Raw genomic sequence first — 19,428 nt, 5'->3', positions numbered from 1 at the left:
TATCGCTCGCGCGACCACATGGAAGGCGGAATTCAATGAGCAAGCCCGGTGCGAACGGACTGACCTATGCGCAGGCGGGTGTCGATATCGACGCCGGCAATGCCATGGTCGACGAGATCAAGCCGCTGGTGCGCGCCACGCGCCGGCCGGGCGCGGACGCCGAGATCGGCGGCTTCGGCGGGCTGTTCGACCTCAAGGCCGCCGGCTTCAGCGATCCGATCCTCGTCGCCGCCAATGACGGCGTCGGCACCAAGGTGAAGATCGCGATCGAAAGCGGGCTGCATTCGACGATCGGCATCGACCTCGTCGCGATGTGCGTCAACGACCTGATCGTGCAGGGTGCCGAGCCTCTGCTCTTCCTCGACTATTACGCCACCGGCAAGCTCGACCCCAAGGTCGGCGTCGAGATCGTGCGCGGCATCGCCGATGGCTGCCGCCAAGCCGGCTGCGCGCTGATCGGCGGCGAGACCGCCGAGATGCCCGGCATGTACGCCGAGCAGGACTATGACCTTGCCGGCTTCGCGGTCGGCGCCGCCGAGCGCGGCACCTTGCTGCCGCGCGAGGACCTGAAGCCCGGCGATGTGGTGTTCGGCCTGCCCTCCTCCGGCGTGCACTCCAACGGCTATTCGCTGGTGCGCCGCATCGTCCAGCTCAGCGGCCTCGCCTGGGAGGCGCCCGCCCCCTTCGCGCCGGAAAAGACCCTGGCCGAAGCCCTGCTGGAGCCGACCCGCATTTATGTGAAGCCCTTGCTTCAGGCGCTGAAGGCAACCGAGGGCATCAAGGCGCTGGCGCATATCACCGGCGGCGGCTTCCCTGATAACATCCCGCGCGTGCTGCCCGAGGGGCTCGGCGTCGCGCTCGACCTGCCCGCGATCCCCGTACCGCCCGTCTTCGGCTGGCTCGCACGGATCGGCGGCGTCGTCGAGCGCGAGATGCTGCGCACCTTCAACTGCGGCATCGGCATGATCGTGGCAGCCGATGCGGCCAAGGCCGACGAGGTTTTCGCCGCGCTGAAGGCGGCCGGCGAAGCTCCGGTCAAGCTCGGCGAGATCGTCCCGGTCTCGGGCGGCGAGGAGCAGGTCAGCTATCGCGGCAAGCTCTCCCTGTGAGCCCAAAGCCTGCCCGCATGCGCGTCGGAGTGCTGATCTCCGGGCGCGGCTCCAACATGGTCTCGCTGGCGGAGGCGGCGCAGGCGCCTGACTATCCGGCCGAGATCGCGCTCGTCATCTCCAACATCCCGGATGTCATCGGGCTGGAACGGGCGCGCGGCTTCGGCATCGCCACTGCGACGGTCGACCACAAAACGTTCGGCAAAGACCGCGAGGCGTTCGAGCGCGCGATGGACGAGCTGCTGCGCGTCAACCAGATCGAGCTCATCGTGCTCGCCGGCTTCATGCGCATCCTGACCCCCTGGTTCGTGAAGCGCTGGGAAGGGCGGGTGATCAACATCCACCCCTCCCTGCTGCCGCTGTTCAAGGGCACGCATACTCACAGGCAGGCGCTTGAAGCCGGCGTCGTCGAGCATGGCTGTTCGGCGCATTTCGTCGTGCCCGACCTCGATGCCGGGCCTGTGATCCTGCAGGCGAAGGTGCCGGTTCTGCCCGGCGACGACGAAGACAAGCTGGCACAGCGCGTCCTCGTCGAGGAACACAAGCTCTATCCTGCGGCGCTGGCCGAGGTCGCCTCCGGCCGGGCGAGGCTCGCGGGGGATGCCGTCATCCGTGCCTGATCGTCTTCAGGCCGCTTCGCACCGGGCGGAAGCTCGCCGCCGCCCTCGCGCTTGCAGCGCTCCCATTCCTCGCGGGTCTTCTCCTCTTCCTTCTGCCAGCGGCGGAAAAGATCGGCACGGCGGGCGGGATAACGCTCTTCCAGCGCGGTGAGCCCGGTCATGCGGTCGGTGCGGAAATGGCGGAAGGCCTGCCTGAGCTCGCACCAGGCGATGACGATGCGCACGCGCTCATAGAAGGTCATGCCGATCGGCCAGATCATGCGCTCAGTCGCATGGCCGCTCTCGTCGCTGTACTCGATCGAAAGCTTGCGGCCATTGCGGATTGCGGCACGCACGGCGGCGACATCGACCTGGTCGGACGGCACATCGCCGGGATAGGAGGCGGCGAACAACGCGCCGTCGAGGAGGATCGGCCGTAGATGCGGCGGCAACACGGCCGCGACCTTGCTGACCACATCCTCCGCCGCACGCGCCAAAACCGGGTCGGCGCGTTCGCTCAGCCAGCGCATGCCGACCAGCACCGCCTCGATCTCGTCGGGCGAGAGCATCAGCGGCGGCAGGTCAAAGCCGGCATCGAGCACATAGCCGATGCCGGCCTCGCCGCGCACAGGCACGCCCTGACGCACCAGCGCGCCGATGTCGCGGTAGACCGTGCGCACGGAGACGTCGAGCTCGGAGGCCAGCGTCTCGGCGGTGACGGGGCGCCTGCGTCGCCGCAGGCTCTGGATCATGTCGAGCAATCGTTCGGCGCGCTGCACGGCGTCGTCTCCCCACTCGTCTCCGGTCCAATGCCCGTTCCGTTCGACCGGAGCGATCGAACGGATGACGGCTTTGACCTGCGGCAAGATGGCTCAGCCGCGCTGACAGCTTCTGTCAGGAGTCTGTCAGCAGCAAGGCGGCGTGGGAAGAATGGGAACGCGCCAGTGCTTGGGCGCGTCGATCAGCTCAGAACGGGCGCTTGAGCTTGCACTGGTCGATGAAGCGGAGGCCCTTTTCGCGGGCCGTATCGTTGAAGTAGCCGGTGTCACGGAACGCCTGAATCTCGTCCTTGGTCATGGCGTTGACAGTGCCCTTGGCGTAGCAGCTGCAGGGCGTGTGCACGGCCTCGCGCGTCGTGCCGAGGAGCTGAGACTGCGTGACCAGGCAGGCGTCGAAGGCGCGCAGCTGGATCATGTAGGGGGTCAGGTTCTTCGCCGTCGGATCGGGAGCCGGCAGCGTCGTCGAGCTGCTCGCGGCGTAGGCCGAGACGCTCGCCAGGATCGATAGTCCACCGGCCAGCAAGACCGCACCCATCCGCCGCATCATCATGATTCCGCCTGCTCTTCGAGAATGGGGCACATCGAAGACCACATGCTGCGCCCGTTTCCCGGCATGGCCATAGAGCTAGCTCAACGTCAAGAGGATGCGTGTTCGCTCATCGCTGTTTTCAGGGACAGTGCTTCCGCTGCGACGCTCTCCGGCTAGTCGCCGCCCATATGCCGGGCGCCAGAGTCGATCCCGAGCCCCGCTTCGTCGATCACCGGAGCCCGGTCCGCCAGCTCGAGAAACACGGCGGCGCAAAGCAGCCAGACAACCGCCACTTCCATGATCATCGCCGCCTCCTGCGACCCTGTCGATCGGACCTTCAGATCCCTGGGACACATTCTGGCCACCATCGATTAACGAGCGGTTCCCGGTGCCCGCCGGCGCCAGCCTCCGGCACGGCCACGGCGGCTGCGATCAAGCCCGGCTAACGCCAAGAAAAAGCCCCGACGTCACAACACATTGATATTCCTGAGATAACGAAAAACTCACCTTAACCGCGCATTAATCCCCTTCCCTCAGATTGCCTCCATTCAAATCCATCGGGCGCTGTCGCGTCGGAGTTCTGGACTATGCGTTGCGTTGCGTATCTGGCGGGTCTGGCGACCTGCTTCTTCCTCTCGCTGCCCGGCCAAGCCCAGGCGCAGTCGAGGGACTACTCCACCCTGACCTCGCCCCAATCGGCGCAGAACTGGTATGTGACGCTTGGTGCAGGCGTGCGCTATCAGCCCGACTACACCGGCTCGGACGATTACGTGTTCCGCGCGCGCCCCATCATCTCGCTGGGCAAGGGCCTGAAGAGCACATGGTGGAGCGCCGAGGACGACGCGATGCTGAGCATCGGCGTCTTCTCCGGCCAGGGCTGGCGCATCGGCTTCTCCGGCGACCTGCTCTGGAAGCGCAGCGCCAAGGTCAATCCGTTGCTCGTCGCCGTGCCCGCGACCAAGTTCGGCGCCGAGGCCGGCGCCTTCGCAGAATTCTATCCGACGTCCTGGCTGCGAGGCCGGGTCGACCTGCGCCGCGGCATCGTCGCGCATGATGGCGTCGTCGCCGACCTCAAGCTCGATGCCTTCACCAATATGGGCCCGTGGACTCTCGGTGTCGGCCCGCGCATGCGGATCGCCTCGGCGGACTATGTCCGGACCTACTTCGGAACCTATGGAGCCCAGCCCGGTACCGGCGGCCTGCTGCAGCGCTTCAACGCCGGCGTCCATACGGTGGGCGCCCTGGCGCAGATCACCTATCACTGGTCGGATCAGCTCAAGACCACGGCCTATGTCGAGTACAAGCACCTCGTCGGCGACGCGACCCGCTCCGCCATCGTCAGGCCGTTCGGCTCGCGCGACTCGCTCACCATCGGCCTCTCGGCGAGCTACTCCTTCGATACCGGGTCGAGCTATTCTCTGGGGCTCTGAGGACGATGGCATCGTGGCCGGGCTTGCCCGGCCGCGGACAGAAGCCCGAAAAGAAAAAAAGGCGGACCGGGAAACCGGTCCGCCTTTTCTGCTTGTCAGGAAGCGGCTGCGATCAGCCGACGATCTCGTTGCCCGCGAAGAACTGGGCGATCTCGATGGCCGCGGTCTCCGGCGCGTCCGAGCCGTGCACGGTGTTCTCGCCGACCGACTCGGCGAAGAGCTTGCGGATGGTGCCCTCGGCGGCGTTGGCCGGGTTGGTGGCGCCCATCACGTCGCGATACGCGGCGATCGCGTTCTCGCCTTCCAGCACCTGCACGACCACGGGGCCGGAGGTCATGAAGTCGACGAGCTCGCCGAAGAAGGGACGCGCCGAGTGGACGGCATAGAAGGTCTCGGCCTGAGCCTTGGTCATCTGGATGCGCTTCTGAGCGACGATGCGCAGGCCGGCCTTCTCGATGACCGCGTTGACCGCGCCAGTGAGATTGCGCTTCGTCGCATCGGGCTTGAGAATGGAGAAGGTACGCTGAACAGCCATCGAAAAATCCTAGGGTACGAAAAGGGAATTGCGGCGCGCTTATAGCCGCCGCTTTCGTCCCTCACAAGGCAGGGGAGCGGTCCGGCTCTTCCGCAATCCGCAAGCCCGCGGATCATTTTCGTGCTAGGATCGCGCCTGGAGAACAAGGGAGGCGATCCATGGGTATCGTCGCGATTGTATTCCTGGCCTGTCTGGCGTCGCTCTGCGAATTGCTTCTGGTGACGGCCGACGGCATCACCAAGGACCGCAGGGGCAACATGCCCCCGCCCTCGGGCGGTATCGGAGCCTTCTGAACCGCGCGTACAAGCGCGGCGTCGGGATATCCGAACGTGGCCCTCTTAGTGCCGCGTGAGGAAAGCGCGTGCTTCGCGCAGTGCCTCGGCGATCTCGTCCCGGCTCATCTCAAGCGCGAGCTCCTGACGATGGGCCGCTGCCCGGGCGCAACCGCGGGCAAAGGCGACGTTGAACCATTTCTGCGCCGCGACGAGGTCGACGGCCCCTGCCCGCCCCGAAGCATGCATCAGCCCGAGTTCGCAATAGGCCTCGGCCGACACCTCAGCCGGGATCACCAGCGAAGCCGGAACAGCGCTCATCTCCATACGTGCCATGACACCACCCTCTTTTCGTTGTCCCGGCCACCCGTCCAAGGCCCCGGTCGATGGATGCGAGAGTGAGCCCGACCTTTAAAATGCGCGCTAAATTTTGCGGTGAATCGAGTCTCAACGAGGCGTAATCGTCCGGTTAAAGTAACCAAGGATTCACTTCGGAATTCCGAAAATACAAGCGATTTCAACCGGATGCCGAAGCGCCTTCGCACGCACCGTTGAGATTGGATTCACCTTGCGCAACGGACGGGCCGCAACCTCTTCCCTTGCGGCAGCTTGAGCTGCGCCTAAACCCCGATATAGTTCATATCTGAACCATGCAGGCATAGCGGGTCGGACAAGGAGGATCGGATGAAGAACGGGATCGGATCTAGGCTCGCGGCGCTGGCGGCGCTCGGCATGCTGGCGAGCATCGCGACAGCGGCGGCGCAGGAAGTGGCAGGCGTCTGGGAGCGCGACACGGGCGCCTCGCGAGTGCGCTTCACCAAATGCGGCGAGGCGCTTTGCGGCACGATCTCCTGGCTCAAGGAGCAGAACGGGCCGGCCAAGGTCGGCCAGCGCATATTCTACGACATGAAGCCCGACGGCGATGGCAAATGGGCCGGCAGCGCCTTCAACCCGGAAGACGGCAAGACCTATTCGGGAACGATGAAGCTCTCCGGCAGCACGCTGACCACCGCTGGCTGCGTGATGGGCGGGCTGATCTGCCGCTCGGTCAAGTGGACGCGGTCGAACTGAGGTTCTCACGTCCTAGGCGGGGAAACGTCATCCTCGGGCGAAGCGAAGCGCAGACCCGAGGATCTCTTTTCGAGAGATGCCCGGGTCAAGCCCGGGCATGACGATTTACGTTCAGCGGGCCTTCTGGCCGAAGAGGACCGCCTTTTCCTCGGGCGTGCTGATGCCGGCGGGGTTGCGCAACTCCTCCGCCGCCTTCAGCCCGCGCTGGACCGCCGGGCGCGCCTGCATCGTCTCCAGCCAGCGCGCGACATTCGGGAACTGCCTGATGTCCTGGCCCTGCCGCTCCCAGCCGCGTGCCCAGCCGATGCAGGCCATGTCGGCGATGGAATACTCGCCGCAGATATAATCGCGGCCTTCGAGGCGCTTGTTCAGCACGCCGTAGAGGCGGTTGGCCTCGTTGGTGTAGCGGTCGATGGCATACGCCACCTTCTCCGGCGCGTAGATGCGGAAGTGATGGGTCTGGCCGAGCATCGGGCCGAAGCCGCCCATCTGCCAGAACAGCCATTCGTCGACGGCGACACGGCCACGCTCGTCCTTCGGGTAGAACTTGCCCGTCTTGCGGCCGAGATACTGCAGGATGGCGCCGGATTCGAAGACCGAGATCGGCTTGCCGTCCGGCCCGTCGGGATCGACGATCGCCGGCATGCGGTTGTTCGGGGATATCGCGAGGAATTCCGGCTTGAACTGGTCGCCCTTGCCGATGTTCACCGGCACGATGGTGTAGGGCAGCCCGCACTCCTCGAGCATGATGGAGATTTTCCAGCCGTTCGGCGTTGGCCAGTAATAGAGGTCGATCGGCTTGGCGGCAGCTTCGGACATCAGTCTCTTCCTTCCTGGCGTGAGGCCTCGGCGCGAAACGTAAGGAGCCCGCCGAAGCGCCGGAAGAGGCACGAGCCCGCCCTCAGCGCGACCTCGCCATGCCGCTGGAGCATCGGCCCGAAAAGTGGAATGCGGTTTTCGGAAAAGCCGATGCAAGATCAAGGCTCAGGTCGAGACGACCTTCTTGAAGCCCTCATGGCTCTGATCGAAGCCGAGATTGCGGTAGAAGCGATGGGCGTCGGGCCTCGCCTTGTTCGACGTGAGCTCGACGAGACCTACCCCTCTCGCCGCAGCGTAGGCGAGAGCATGGCGCATCATCACGGCACCGATGCCCAGGCCTCGGCAGTCGGGCGCAACATGCACGCTCTCGATCTTGGCGCGAACACGCCCGCGCTCGGCGAGCCCCGGCAGCAGCGAGATCTGATAGGTGCCGACAACGACTCCGCCGCGCTCGGCGAYGATCAGGCTGCAATAGGGATTGGCYTTCATCGCCTTGAACGCATCGCGATAGGCTGGATGCAGCGCTTCGGCGGCAATCGCCTCAGGAGTGCGCGTCTGCGTCGGCGCCCCGTGCAGGATCAGTGTGGCGATCCGCGGCACATCGTCTGCCGCGGCTTCGCGAATGAGGATGTCGGATGCGTCGACGGCATTCTGTTTCATTGCGCTTTGTCTCCGAGGCCGAGCGGCCTTCACTCTGCGAAGAGGCGCTTGGCCATCAGCAGCGTGTTCGGTGTGTCGTCGCGTCCGTCGAAGCGGGCCTGTCGCTGCAGGAAAAAGCCCATGCGCTCGTAGAAGGCGATCGCCAGCTCGTTCTGGCTCTCGACCTCGAGGCGGGCAACGGGCGCCTTCGGGAAACAGGCGAGCGCGATCTGCAGAAGCGTGCGGCCGATGCCGACGCCCTGCCAGGCCGGCAGCACGTAGAGCCGCGTCAGCAGCGCCGCGCCATCGCGCTCCGGCCGGGCCGAGGCGGTCGCAACGATATCCTCGCCGATCAGAGCGACGAGGAAGACCCCCTCGTCGCGGCCGAGCTGGCTGCGCAGGTTTTCCGGCGAATGCCAGGCATTGGTGATCTCGGCGACGCGCTGCCAGCCATAGACGCCATCATAGGTGGCGTGCCAGGTCTCGACCAAAAGCGCCCTCACCGCCAGAATATCGGCAGCTTCAGCGTCGCGGATGACGAGACCTGCGGGCGTCATCCCAATCGTCCAGCTTGCACAAGAAACACCGCCGTCATCCCGGGCCTGACCCGGGATCCATGCCGGCACGCTCCCGTTGAAGGTTCAGGCATGGATCCCGGATCTCCGCTTCGCTGCATCCGGGATGACAGCATGTTTGATCACTCGATGCCGAGCTTCTTCTTCAGGATCTCGTTGAGCGCCTGCGGGTTGGCCTTGCCGCCCGAGGCCTTCATCGCCTGGCCGACGAACCAGCCCAGCATGGTCGGCTTGGCCTTGACCTGCTCGACCTTGTCAGGGTTCGCCGCGATGATCTCGTCGACGGCCTTCTCGATCGCGCCGGTGTCGGTGACCTGCTTCATGCCGCGGGTCTCGACGATCTCGCGCGGGTCGCCGCCTTCGGTCCAGACGATCTCGAACAGGTCCTTGGCGATCTTGCCGGAGATGACCCCCTCGCCGATCAGGTCGACGAGCCCGCCGAGCTGGGCAGCCGAGACCGGAGAAGTGGTGACGTCCTGGCCTTCCTTGTTGAGGCGGCCGAACAGCTCGTTGATCACCCAATTGGCGGCGGCCTTGCCGTCCCGGCCCTTGGCGACCGCTTCGAAGTAGTCGGCCTGATCGCGCTCGGCGACCAGAACCGAGGCGTCGTAGGGCGACAACCCGTATTCGGCGATGAAGCGCGCCTTCTTCGCGTCCGGCAGTTCCGGCAGCGCGCCCCTGAGCGACTCGACGAAGGCGTCGTCGAATTCGAGCGGCAGCAGGTCCGGATCGGGGAAGTAGCGGTAGTCATGCGCCTCTTCCTTCGAGCGCATCGAGCGCGTCTCGCCCTTGCCGGGATCGTAGAGGCGCGTTTCCTGGTCGATGGTGCCGCCGTCCTCGATGATGCCGATCTGGCGGCGCGCCTCGGTCTCGACCGCCTGGCCGATGAAGCGGATCGAGTTGACGTTCTTGATCTCGCAGCGCGTGCCGAGGGCGTCGCCGGGTTTGCGCACCGAGACGTTCACGTCGGCGCGCAAATTGCCCTTCTCCATGTCGCCGTCGCAGGTGCCGAGATAGCGCAGGATGGTGCGCAGCTTCGAGACATAGGCCTTGGCTTCGTCCGCCGAGCGCAGGTCCGGCTTCGAGACGATTTCCATCAACGCCACGCCGGAGCGGTTGAGATCGACGAAGCTCATGGTCGGGTGCTGGTCGTGGATCGACTTGCCGGCATCCTGCTCGAGATGCAGCCGCTCGATGCCCACCGTGATCTGCTCGGTCGGCGAGAGATCGACGACGATCTCGCCTTCGCCCACGATCGGGCTCTTGTACTGGCTGATCTGGTAGCCCTGCGGCAGATCCGGATAGAAGTAGTTCTTGCGATCGAAGACCGAACGGTTGTTGATCTGCGCGCTCAGGCCGAGCCCCGTGCGCACGGCCTGGCGGATACATTCGGCGTTGATGACGGGCAGCATGCCGGGCATGGCCGCATCGACGAGGCTGACATGCTCGTTGGGCTCGGCGCCGAAGCCGGTCGAGGCGCCGGAGAACAGCTTGGCATTGGAGGTGACCTGGGCATGGATCTCCATGCCGACGACGATCTCCCAATCGCCGGTCGCGCCCTTGATCAGCTTCTTCGGGTCGGCGGGGCGGGCATGCGCATTCATCTGAAATCTTCCGGCTCGAATGGTCGCCTACGCGTTACGATGTCAGCGGGCGTGCGGCAAGCGTCGTTGCCTCGATCCGGCGCATCAAACCGCCCCGTCATGGTGCAGCGCCGTTGCGCTCCTGCAACCAGATGGCGGGAATATGACTTATATGACGCAATATTGCGCTCGATGATGGGTGATGGTTCTTGACATTCGTCACTCCCCATCCCTTTTTGCGGCACAGACCGGAAAACCCGCTATGTTGCGCCGGTCCGCCACACGGAGTTCCGTCATGCCACGCAGCCGTTTCATCGGCCTGGTGTTCACCGCTATTGCCACGTCGACCGGCTTCACCGCACTCGACGCCGCTGCCCAGGGAGCGCCGCCTGCCCCGCCGGTTCAGGTCGCCAGCCCGCTCGCCAAGCGCATCACCAACTGGGACGAGTATACCGGCCGCTTCGAAGCGAGCGAGCAGGTCGAGGTGCGCGCCCGCGTCTCCGGCTTCATCGACAGCGTGCACTTCCCGGACGGCTCGATCGTCCAGAAGGGCGACCTGCTCTTTACCATCGATCAGCGGCCTTACAAATTGGCTGTCGACGTTGCCCGCGCCGAAGTCGCCCGCTCGAAGGCCCAGGTCGAGCTCTCCCAGAACGAGGTCGACCGCGCCGAGGGCCTGACCCAGAACCGCACGATCACCGCTCGCGACGTCGACCAGCGCCGCGCCAACCTCAACAGCGCGATCGGATCGCTGCAGGGCGCCGAGGCCAATCTCAAGAACGCCGAGCTCAATCTCGAATGGACCGAGGTGCGCGCGCCGCTCTCCGGCCGCATCTCGAACCGCCGCGTCGATCCGGGCAACCTGATCGCCGGCGGGCAGTCGGGGGCGACGCTGCTGACGACCATCGTCGCGGTGGCTCCGATCTACTTCACCTTCGACGTCTCGGAAGCCGACTTCCTGCGGTACAACCGCATGGCCAATCTGCGCGACACGACCAGCAAGGACACCGGGACACCGGTCGAGGTGCGGCTTTCCGACGAGACCAAATGGGGTCGCCGCGGCAAGGTCAACTTCCTCGACAACGCCCTGAACGCCCGTTCGGCGACGATCCGCGGCCGCGCCGTGTTCGACAACAAGGACCAGTTCCTGACGCCCGGCGTGTTCGGCCGCCTGCGCTTCTTCGCCGGCGAATCCGACGCGCTGCTGGTGCCCGATACGGTCATCGCCTCGGACCAGGCGAGCAAGGTCGTCCTGACGGTCGGCCCTGAGAACAAGGTCGTGCCGAAGCCGGTCGTGCTCGGGCCGATCAGCGAGGGCTTGAGGGTGATCCGCTCCGGCCTGACGGTCGAGGACAAGGTGATCATCGGCGGCAACGCCAATCCCATGGTCCGCCCCGGTGTCGCCGTCACGCCGCAGCCCGGCGAGATCAAGGTCGCGACGACGAACTGATCGACCGCATCCAAGACTGAAACATGGGCGCCTGCGGGCGCCCACCCGCCTTTTCCGGACAGGACATTTCCATGTTCCGCTTCGCCCATTTCTTCATCGACCGGCCGATCTTCGCCACCGTGCTCTCGGTGCTGCTGACGATCGCCGGCGCCATTGCCCAGCGCTCGCTGCCGATCTCCGAATATCCCGAGATCGCGCCACCGACCGTCTCGATCACCGCGACCTATCCAGGCGCCTCGGCCGAGGTCGTCGCCGCCACGGTGGCGACGCCGATCGAGCAGGAGGTCAACGGCGTCGACGACATGCTCTACATCACCTCGCAGTCCACCGGCGACGGGCGGGTGACGATCAACGTCGTGTTCAAGGCCGGCGTCGACATCGACCAGGCGCAGGTGCTGGTGCAGAACCGCGTCTCGCAGGCCGAGCCGCGCCTGCCGCAGGAGGTGCGCCAGCTCGGCCTGCAGACGCGCAAGGCCTCGCCCGACTTCCTGATGGTCATCAACATGATCTCGCCGGACGGGTCGCGCGACGCGCAATACATCTCCAACTACGCCTCGCTCTATGTGAAGGACGTGCTGACCCGCGTCGACGGCGTCGGCGACGTGCAGGTCTTCGGCGCGCGCGACTTCTCGATGCGCATCTGGCTCGATCCGGCCAAGGTCTCCTCGCGCAACTTGACGGCTGGCGACGTTGTCGCCGCGCTCCGGGCCGCGAACGTGCAGGTGGCCGCAGGCGCGCTGAACCAGCCGCCGGCGAAGTCGGACGAGGCCTTCCAGCTCTCGGTCAACACGCTCGGCCGCCTGACGGATGTCTCCGAGTTCGAGAACATCGTCGTGCGTGCCGACGCCGATGGCGGCACGATCCGCGTGCGCGACATCGCCCGCGTCGAACTCGGCTCGCAGGATTACACCTCCAACGCCTATCTCGATAACAAGAACACCGTCGCCATCGCCGTCTTCCAGCGGCCAGGTTCGAACGCGCTCGCGACCTCAGACTCGCTGATCTCGACGATGAACACGATGGCCAAGCAGTTCCCGGCCGGCCTCGAGCACCGCATCATCTACAACCCGACCGAGTTCATCGGGGAATCCGTCGACGCCGTGGTTCACACCCTGCTCGAGGCGGTGGCGCTCGTCGTCGTCGTGGTGATCCTGTTCCTGCAGACCTGGCGCGCCGCGATCATCCCGATCGTCGCGATCCCGGTCTCGCTGGTCGGCACGTTCCTCGTGATGAGCGCGGTCGGAATCTCCTTCAACACGATCTCGCTGCTCGCGCTCGTCCTGGCGATCGGCATCGTCGTCGACGACGCGATCGTGGTCGTGGAGAACGTCGAGCGCTATCTGGCCGAGGGCATGTCGCCGAAGGAAGCGGCGCACAAGACGATGGACGAGGTCGGCGGCGCGCTGCTGGCGATCGCGCTCGTGCTCTGCGCGGTGTTCATCCCGACTGCCTTCATCAGCGGCCTGCAGGGCACCTTCTACCAGCAGTTCGCGGTCACGATCGCAGCCTCGACGGCGATCTCCTGCTTCGTCTCGCTGACGCTGTCGCCGGCCATGTCGGCGGTGCTGCTGAAGCCGCACAAGAAGCATGACGAGAACGAGCAGCACGGATTCTTCTACAAGCTGGGCGCGCCGATCCGCTGGTTCTTCCACTACTTCAATGCGGGCTTCGACTGGCTCTCGCGGACCTATGGACGCATCACCTCCCGGCTCATCCGCATCGCGGTGATCCTGCTGATCGTCTATTCAGGCCTGATCGCCGCGACCGTCTGGGACATCCGCAGGACCCCCACCGGCCTCGTGCCGCAGCTCGACCGCGGCTACTTCATCGTCGCGATGCAGCTGCCGCCGGGCGCCTCGCTCCAGCGCACCGACGCGGTGCTGCGCAGGGCCAACGAACTGCTGCAGTCGCGGCCGGGCGTCGCCCACACCGTGGCCTTCGCCGGCCTCGACGGCGCGACCTTCACGATCGCGCCGAATGCCGGCGTCGCCTTCGTCACGCTCGCTCCGTTCAAGGATCGCGAGAAGGCGGGACTGACCTCCGCCGGCATCCTGAACGACCTGCGCCAGCAGATGTTCTCGATTCCCGAAGCCTTCGCTCTGGTGATCGAGCCGCCGGCCATTCCCGGCATCGGCACAGGCGGCGGCCTCAAGGGCTATGTGCAGGATYGCAGCGGCCGCGGCCTCCCGGCGCTGGAAGGCGCGGCCTGGATCGTCGCCGGCTCGGCCGGGCAGGTGCAGGGCATCCAGCAGCCCTTCACGCTGTTCTCGACCAAGACGCCGCAGATCTATGCCGATATCGACCGCACCAAGGCGGAGATGCTCGGCGTGCCGATCACGCGCATCTTCGAGACGCTGTCGGTCTATATGGGCTCGGCCTACATCAACGACTTCAACCTGCTGGGTCGCACCTATCGCGTCACGGCGCAGGCCGACAATCCGTTCCGCCTGACCACCCGCGACGTCGCCGGTCTCAAGACCCGCAACGCGGATGGCGAGATGGTGCCGATCGGCTCGGTCGCCTCGTTCCAGGACACGACCGGCGCCTATCGCGTGCCGCGCTACAACCTCTATCCGGCGGCCGAGGTGCAGCTCTCAATGGCGCACGGCTTCTCGACCGGACAGGGCATCGCGGCGGTAGAGAAGATCGCGGCGGAGCGGCTGCCGGCCGGCTTCGGCTTCGAGTGGACCGAGATCGCGCTGCAGGAGAAGCTCGCCGGCAACACCGCGATCGTCGCCTTCGGGCTAGCGGTGGTGTTCGTCTTCCTGCTGCTGGCGGCGCTCTATGAAAGCTGGCTGCTGCCGCTCTCGGTCATCCTGATCGTGCCGATGTGTATCCTGGCCGCGATGTTCGGGGTGAACTACGCCGGGCTCGACCGGAACATCCTCGTCGATATCGGCCTCGTCGTGCTCGTCGGCCTCGCCGCCAAGAACGCGATCCTGATCGTCGAGTTCGCCAAGCAGGCGGAGGAGGAAGGCATGCACCGTCGCGACGCGGCGATCGCAGCCGCCCGCACCCGTCTGCGGCCGATCCTGATGACCTCGATGGCCTTCATCCTCGGCGTGCTGCCGCTGACCATCTCGGTCGGCGCCGGTGCCGAGATGCGCCAGGCGATGGGCATCGCGGTGTTCTCCGGCATGCTGGGCGTGACGATCTTCGGCCTGATCTTCACGCCGGTGTTCTACGTGATGGTGCGCTGGCTTGCGGATCTGCGCGGGAGCAAGCGCAAGGTCGAAGCGCAGGTGCCGCAGCAGCCGAGCAGCGCGCACTGAACGCTCGGCCGTCTTTCCGGGGCTTCGCGACAGCGAAGAGCCCGGAATCCATGAACACCGCAGAAATGGAAAAGGGGCTGCACCGTCGCAGCCCCTTTTTTTGATTCTCGCGGTTATGGGTTCCGGGCTCGGACCTGCGGTCCGCCCCGGAATGACAAGGGAGGAGCTACTCCGTCAGCCCCACCAACGCTCGGAGACCGGAAAGCGGCCCGCCGCTTCCTCGATGACCTGCCCGAGCGAGAACAGCGTCTCCTCGTCGAAGGGGCGGCCGATGAGCTGCAGGCCGAGCGGCAGGCCCTGGGCGTCGAGGCCGGCGGGAACGGCGATGCCGGGCAGGCCCGCCATGTTCACCGTCACCGTGAAGACGTCGTTGAGATACATCTCGACCGGATCCGCCGAACCCTTCTCGCCGATGCCGAAGGCGGCCGACGGGGTCGCAGGCGTCAGCACGGCGTCGATGCCGGCCGCATAGGCCTCGTCGAAATCGCGCTTGATCAGAGTGCGGACCTTCTGGGCGCGCAGGTAATAGGCGTCGTAATAGCCGGCCGAGAGGACGTAGGTGCCGATCATGATGCGGCGCTTGACCTCGGCGCCGAAGCCGGCGGCGCGGGTCTTCTCGTACATCTCGACGATGTCCTTGCCCTGCTCGCGCAGGCCATAGCGGACGCCGTCATAGCGGGCGAGGTTGGAGGAAGCTTCGGCCGGCGCGACGATGTAATAGGCCGGCAGGGCGTACTTCGTGTGCGGCAGCGAGATCTCGACGATCTCGGCGCCGGCAGCCTTCAGCCAGTCGATGCCCTTCTGCCAGAGCGCGTCGATCTCGGGGTGCAGGCCTTCCAGCCGGTACTCCCTGGGAATGCCGATCTTCATGCCCTTCACCGAGCGGCCGACGGCCTGCTCGTAATCCGGCACTGGGGCATTGACCGAGGTCGTGTCCTTCGGATCATGGCCGGCCATGGAGCGCAGCATCACGGCGCAGTCGCGCACGGTCTTGCCGATCGGGCCGGCCTGGTCGAGCGAGGAGGCGAAGGCGACGATGCCCCAGCGCGAGCAGCGGCCATAGGTCGGCTTGATGCCGACCGTGCCGGTGAAGGCGGCCGGCTGGCGGATCGAGCCGCCAGTATCTGTAGCAGTCGCGGCCAGGCAGAGATCGGCAGCGACGGCCGAGGCCGAACCGCCAGACGAGCCGCCTGGTACGAGATGATTGCCCTCGATGGCGCCGCCTGAGCCTGCCGAGACATTCGAGCCTTTGCGGCGCCAGGGGTTGACGACGTTGCCGAAGGCCGATGTCTCGTTGGACGAGCCCATGGCGAATTCGTCGTTATTGAGCTTGCCGAGCATGACCGCGCCGTCGCGCCAGAGCTGGCTGGAGACGGTCGATTCATAGGCCGGCACGAAATTGCCGAGGATGTTCGAGCAGGCCGTGGTGCGCACGCCCTCGGTCGCGAACAGGTCCTTGATGCCCAGCGGCAGGCCCTCGAGCGGCCCGCCCTGCCCCTTGGCGAGCTTCTCGTCGGAAGCGGCGGCCTGCTTCAGAGCGTGATCGGGCGTTTCGAGCACATAGGCATTGAGGGCGCGGGCCTTCTCGACGGCGGCGATATGGGCTTTCGTCAGCTCTGTGGCGGTGAAGGTCTTGGCCTTCAGGCCGTCGCGGGCCTCGGTCAGCGTCAGGCGGGTAAGATCGGTCACGGGAGAATTCCGGCGTTATCTGGTCAGGAGACCCCGGATCGCGCGCGGCGCGTCCGGGGTGATCGAACGGGCGGCTTCACCCTTCACTCGATCACCTTCGGCACCATGAAGTAGTTGTCCTCGGAGACCGGCGCGTTGGCGACGATCTTTGCGGCGATCTCGCCGTCGTTCACAACGTCCTCGCGCTGCTTCATCGCCATCGGCGTCACCGAGGTCATCGGCTCGACGCCCTCAACATTCACTTCGTTGAGCTGCTCGACGAAGCCGAGAATGGCGTTGAGCTCGCCTTGCAGCTTGGGCAGATCGGCCTCCGGCACGGCGATGCGCGCGAGATGCGCGACGCGTTTGACGGTGGCGAGATCGACCGACATGGCGGACTCCTGAAAAGGTGGCGGCGCAGGACGCCGGGAAAGCTTCGCCGGGCTATAGCGCGGCGAGCATGCAGACGTAAATCAGCATTGCTCGATCGGCCCGGTTTCTCCGGCTCAAACCGAGAAAGCCTCGCCCTTCCTGGGCACGACGACCTCGATACCGCTGCCCTTCACACCCGCAAGGAAGGCATCGGCGTTCTGGTCGATGATCGGGAAGGTGCCGTAATGGCTGGGGATCGCGACCTTCGGCTTGACGAAGCGCGTCATGGCGAGTGCAGCGACCTTGCCACCCATGGTGAAGCGGTCTCCGATCGGGCAGATGCAGGCCTCGACGCCGTGGATCTCGGCGAGCAGCGCCATGTCGGAGAAGATGTCGGTGTCGCCCATGTGCCAGAGCGTCTTCTCGCCCCTGGCCTTGATGATCGCGCCGTTCGCGTTGCCGACCGGGACATTGACGCCGCCCTCGCCCATGCCGGCCGAATGATCGGCCCGGACGAGCGTGACGCTGAAGGGGCCGAGATCGACGGTGCCGCCGGTGTTCATGGGCTGGAAGCTCTTCAGCCCCTGCGCCGCCAGATGCATGGCGAGATCGTAGTTGGTGATCACCGTCGCGCCGGTCTTCTCCGCGATGTCGAGCGTATCGCCGACATGGTCGCCATGGCCGTGGGTGACCACGATGTGGCTCACGCCCTTCGAGATTGCCGCGACATCGCCCTCGAAAGCCGGGTTCCCGGTGAAGAAGGGATCGATCAGAATGGCGGCGCCGTCGATGTCGACGCGGAAGGCGGAATGGCCGTACCAGGTGAGTTTCATGCGAAGGCTCCGGGCTTTCGAAATGCCGGCCTCTATCTAGGCCGATCCGCGCGCCCGACCAAGTCGACAATGCCGTTCGGGAGTTGCAGGCTGGCGCAATGCCAAACCAACGGAATCGCCCCATGACCGACGCCGCCACACTCGCCCGCCGGATCGCCCAGGGCCATGGCGACGAGCCGGCCGATCTCGTCATCAAGGGGGCAAAGCTGCTCGATCTCGTCACCGGCGATCTGGTAGAGAGCGACATTGCCATCTGCGGCGACAACATCGTCGGGACCTATGGGGGCTACGAAGGCAAGCGCGTCATCGATGCCAAGGGCCTCATCGCGGTGCCCGGCTTCATCGACACGCATCTGCACATCGAATCCTCGCTGGTGACGCCGCTCGAATTCGAGCGCTGCGTGCTGCCGCACGGTGTCACCACCGCGATTTGCGATCCGCACGAGATCTCGAACGTGCTCGGTGTCGACGGCATCCGCTATTTCCTCGCCTCAGCCGAGGCGATGCGGATGGACCTTCGTGTCAACCTGTCGAGCTGCGTGCCGGCGACCCATCTGGAGACCGCCGGCGCAAGGCTCGAAGCCCACGACCTGACGCCGATGATGGACCACCCCAAGGTGATCGGCCTCGCCGAATTCATGAACTTCCCCGGCGTGATCCACCGCGATCCCGGCTGCCTCGCCAAGCTCGAGGCCTTCTCGCATCGCCATATCGACGGCCATGCGCCGCTGGTGCGCGGCATGGACCTCAACGCCTATCTTGCCGCCGGCATCCGCACCGACCACGAGACGACGACGGCCGAGGAAGCACGCGAGAAGCTTGCCAAGGGCATGGCGATCCTGATCCGCGAAGGCTCGGTCTCGAAGGATTTGCACGCGCTGATCCCGCTGATCTCGCGCGACGCCTCACCCTTCCTCGCCTTCTGCACGGATGACCGCAACCCGCTCGATATCGGCGAGGAAGGCCATCTCGACTACATGATCCGCACCGCCATCGCGGAGGGGGCGGATATGCTGGCGACCTACCGCATCGCCTCGCTCTCGGCGGCGCGGAATTTCGGCCTGTTCGACCGCGGCTTCATCGGGCCGGGCAAGCGCGCCGACATCGTACTGGTCGAGGATCTCGCTGCCTGCTCGGTCAGGCAGGTCTTCACCGGCGGGCGCTTGGTCGACGACGCGCTGTTCGAGGGCCGGGCGGAGGTGGCGCCGGTCGGGCATGGCAGCGTGAAGTGCCGGCCTGTCACGCCGGAGGATTTCCGCGTGAAAGCGCGCGATGGCGAGACGCCGGTGATCGGCGTCGTGCCCGGGCGGATCATCACCGAGCGGCTGTCGATGCCCCTGCCCTCGCGCGACGGCGAAGCCCTGCCCGATCTCGGCCGGGACGCGATCAAGGTCACCGTGATCGAGCGGCACGGCCAGAACGGCGGCATCGCGGGCGGATTCGTCCACGGCTTCGGCATGAAGCGCGGCGCCATCGCCTCCTCGGTCGGCCATGACAGCCACAACCTCTGCGTCGTCGGGGTCGACGATGCGTCGATGGCGGCGGCCGCCAACCGGCTGATCGAGATCGGCGGCGGCTTCGCGGTCGCGGATGGCGACAAGCTCACTGCTGAACTGGCGCTGCCCGTCGCGGGACTGATGAGCGAAGAGCCGTTCGAGACGGTGCGGCACGATCTGGAGCATCTGCGCGCTGCGGCGAAGGCGCTCGGCGTCGTGCTGGCCGAGCCGTTCCTGCAAGTCGCCTTCCTGACGCTGCCGGTGATCCCGCATCTCAAGATCACCGACAAGGGATTGGTCGATGTCGATCGGTTCGATTTCGTGTGAGGTGACCGAGGCTACCGTCATGCTCGGGCCTGACCCGAGCATCTCTCGCAGGAAGAGGCTCCAGCGCTTT

General features: G+C 65.8%; 20 protein-coding genes. 8 read left to right on the top strand and 12 right to left on the bottom strand.

Annotated features, from left to right (window positions below):
* Positions 1-35 precede the first annotated feature (35 nt).
* Entirely contained in the window at positions 36-1,109 is a 1,074-nt protein-coding gene (gene purM / locus AC1DVA_RS10595) for a phosphoribosylformylglycinamidine cyclo-ligase (protein WP_476805885.1), read from the top strand.
* Entirely contained in the window at positions 1,106-1,729 is a 624-nt protein-coding gene (gene purN / locus AC1DVA_RS10590; RefSeq protein WP_476805884.1) for a phosphoribosylglycinamide formyltransferase, read from the top strand. The genes purM and purN overlap by 4 nt, the downstream gene beginning before the upstream one ends.
* On the opposite strand, the gene AC1DVA_RS10585 is transcribed toward purN, so the two are convergent.
* From AC1DVA_RS10585 to AC1DVA_RS10575, 3 genes are all read right to left on the bottom strand, one after another.
* On the bottom strand, positions 1,657-2,487 hold the full coding sequence (locus AC1DVA_RS10585) for a helix-turn-helix transcriptional regulator (RefSeq protein WP_476805883.1): 831 nt from the start codon (positions 2,485-2,487) through the stop codon (positions 1,657-1,659). The genes purN and AC1DVA_RS10585 overlap by 73 nt on opposite strands.
* Positions 2,488-2,674: 187 nt before the next feature.
* Positions 2,675-3,022 (bottom strand): hypothetical protein, encoded by a 348-nt coding sequence (locus tag AC1DVA_RS10580; protein WP_476805882.1) that lies wholly within the window; start codon positions 3,020-3,022, stop codon positions 2,675-2,677.
* A 167-nt stretch (positions 3,023-3,189) separates the two neighbouring features.
* Entirely contained in the window at positions 3,190-3,321 is a 132-nt protein-coding gene (locus AC1DVA_RS10575; RefSeq protein WP_476805881.1) for a hypothetical protein, read from the bottom strand.
* A 282-nt stretch (positions 3,322-3,603) separates the two neighbouring features.
* On the opposite strand from AC1DVA_RS10575, the gene AC1DVA_RS10570 reads away from it, so the two are divergent.
* Positions 3,604-4,446 (top strand): MipA/OmpV family protein, encoded by an 843-nt coding sequence (locus AC1DVA_RS10570; protein WP_476805880.1) that lies wholly within the window; start codon positions 3,604-3,606, stop codon positions 4,444-4,446.
* 112 nt (positions 4,447-4,558) lie between these two features.
* Here the strand turns inward: AC1DVA_RS10570 and ndk are convergent, their stop codons facing one another.
* Positions 4,559-4,981 (bottom strand): nucleoside-diphosphate kinase, encoded by a 423-nt coding sequence (gene ndk, locus AC1DVA_RS10565; RefSeq protein WP_265053011.1) that lies wholly within the window; start codon positions 4,979-4,981, stop codon positions 4,559-4,561.
* A gap of 158 nt (positions 4,982-5,139) precedes the next feature.
* Between ndk and AC1DVA_RS10560 the strand changes: the two genes are divergently transcribed.
* Positions 5,140-5,274 carry a hypothetical protein gene (locus AC1DVA_RS10560; RefSeq protein ID WP_265053010.1) on the top strand — a complete coding sequence of 45 codons (135 nt, stop codon included), beginning with the start codon at positions 5,140-5,142 and terminating at the stop codon, positions 5,272-5,274.
* A gap of 45 nt (positions 5,275-5,319) precedes the next feature.
* Here the strand turns inward: AC1DVA_RS10560 and AC1DVA_RS10555 are convergent, their stop codons facing one another.
* On the bottom strand, positions 5,320-5,589 hold the full coding sequence (locus tag AC1DVA_RS10555; RefSeq protein WP_476805879.1) for a sel1 repeat family protein: 270 nt from the start codon (positions 5,587-5,589) through the stop codon (positions 5,320-5,322).
* Between the two features lie 348 nt (positions 5,590-5,937).
* Here AC1DVA_RS10555 and AC1DVA_RS10550 point away from each other — a divergent pair, with 348 nt between their 5' ends.
* A complete protein-coding gene (locus AC1DVA_RS10550) occupies positions 5,938-6,324 on the top strand; it encodes a DUF2147 domain-containing protein (protein ID WP_476805878.1) in 387 nt (128 codons plus the stop codon).
* Between the two features lie 111 nt (positions 6,325-6,435).
* On the opposite strand, the gene AC1DVA_RS10545 is transcribed toward AC1DVA_RS10550, so the two are convergent.
* The 4 genes from AC1DVA_RS10545 to gatB all read right to left on the bottom strand — a co-directional run bounded on the left by AC1DVA_RS10545 (position 6,436) and on the right by gatB (position 9,961).
* A complete protein-coding gene (locus AC1DVA_RS10545) occupies positions 6,436-7,143 on the bottom strand; it encodes a glutathione S-transferase N-terminal domain-containing protein (protein ID WP_265053007.1) in 708 nt (235 codons plus the stop codon).
* A gap of 165 nt (positions 7,144-7,308) precedes the next feature.
* The gene (locus AC1DVA_RS10540; protein ID WP_476805877.1) at positions 7,309-7,803 is read right to left on the bottom strand and encodes an N-acetyltransferase family protein; all 495 of its coding nucleotides are present in this window, start codon (positions 7,801-7,803) and stop codon (positions 7,309-7,311) included.
* 29 nt (positions 7,804-7,832) lie between these two features.
* On the bottom strand, positions 7,833-8,339 hold the full coding sequence (locus AC1DVA_RS10535) for an N-acetyltransferase family protein (RefSeq protein ID WP_476805876.1): 507 nt from the start codon (positions 8,337-8,339) through the stop codon (positions 7,833-7,835).
* 140 nt (positions 8,340-8,479) lie between these two features.
* Positions 8,480-9,961, bottom strand: coding sequence for an Asp-tRNA(Asn)/Glu-tRNA(Gln) amidotransferase subunit GatB (gene gatB, locus AC1DVA_RS10530; RefSeq protein WP_476805875.1), 1,482 nt, complete (start codon positions 9,959-9,961; stop codon positions 8,480-8,482).
* A gap of 274 nt (positions 9,962-10,235) precedes the next feature.
* On the opposite strand from gatB, the gene AC1DVA_RS10525 reads away from it, so the two are divergent.
* Positions 10,236-11,390: an efflux RND transporter periplasmic adaptor subunit gene (locus tag AC1DVA_RS10525; RefSeq protein WP_265053003.1), complete on the top strand. Its 1,155-nt coding sequence runs from the start codon at positions 10,236-10,238 to the stop codon at positions 11,388-11,390.
* Between the two features lie 71 nt (positions 11,391-11,461).
* The gene (locus AC1DVA_RS10520) at positions 11,462-14,662 is read left to right on the top strand and encodes an efflux RND transporter permease subunit (RefSeq protein WP_476805874.1); all 3,201 of its coding nucleotides are present in this window, start codon (positions 11,462-11,464) and stop codon (positions 14,660-14,662) included.
* A gap of 174 nt (positions 14,663-14,836) precedes the next feature.
* On the opposite strand, the gene gatA is transcribed toward AC1DVA_RS10520, so the two are convergent.
* The 3 genes from gatA to AC1DVA_RS10505 form a co-directional block, all read right to left on the bottom strand.
* Complete coding sequence (gene gatA, locus AC1DVA_RS10515) at positions 14,837-16,351, bottom strand: Asp-tRNA(Asn)/Glu-tRNA(Gln) amidotransferase subunit GatA (protein WP_476805873.1); 1,515 nt, start codon at positions 16,349-16,351, stop codon at positions 14,837-14,839.
* Positions 16,352-16,434: 83 nt separating this feature from the next.
* Entirely contained in the window at positions 16,435-16,722 is a 288-nt protein-coding gene (gene gatC / locus AC1DVA_RS10510) for an Asp-tRNA(Asn)/Glu-tRNA(Gln) amidotransferase subunit GatC (RefSeq protein ID WP_265053000.1), read from the bottom strand.
* Positions 16,723-16,836: 114 nt separating this feature from the next.
* The gene (locus AC1DVA_RS10505; RefSeq protein WP_476805872.1) at positions 16,837-17,535 is read right to left on the bottom strand and encodes a metal-dependent hydrolase; all 699 of its coding nucleotides are present in this window, start codon (positions 17,533-17,535) and stop codon (positions 16,837-16,839) included.
* A gap of 122 nt (positions 17,536-17,657) precedes the next feature.
* On the opposite strand from AC1DVA_RS10505, the gene ade reads away from it, so the two are divergent.
* The gene (gene ade / locus AC1DVA_RS10500) at positions 17,658-19,358 is read left to right on the top strand and encodes an adenine deaminase (RefSeq protein WP_476805871.1); all 1,701 of its coding nucleotides are present in this window, start codon (positions 17,658-17,660) and stop codon (positions 19,356-19,358) included.
* Positions 19,359-19,428: the final 70 nt, after the last annotated feature.

Source organism: Allobosea sp. P4_C6 (assembly GCF_056402015.1).
The sequence above is the reverse complement of the archived record's forward strand: the minus strand, read 5'-3'. Positions and strand labels throughout refer to the sequence as shown.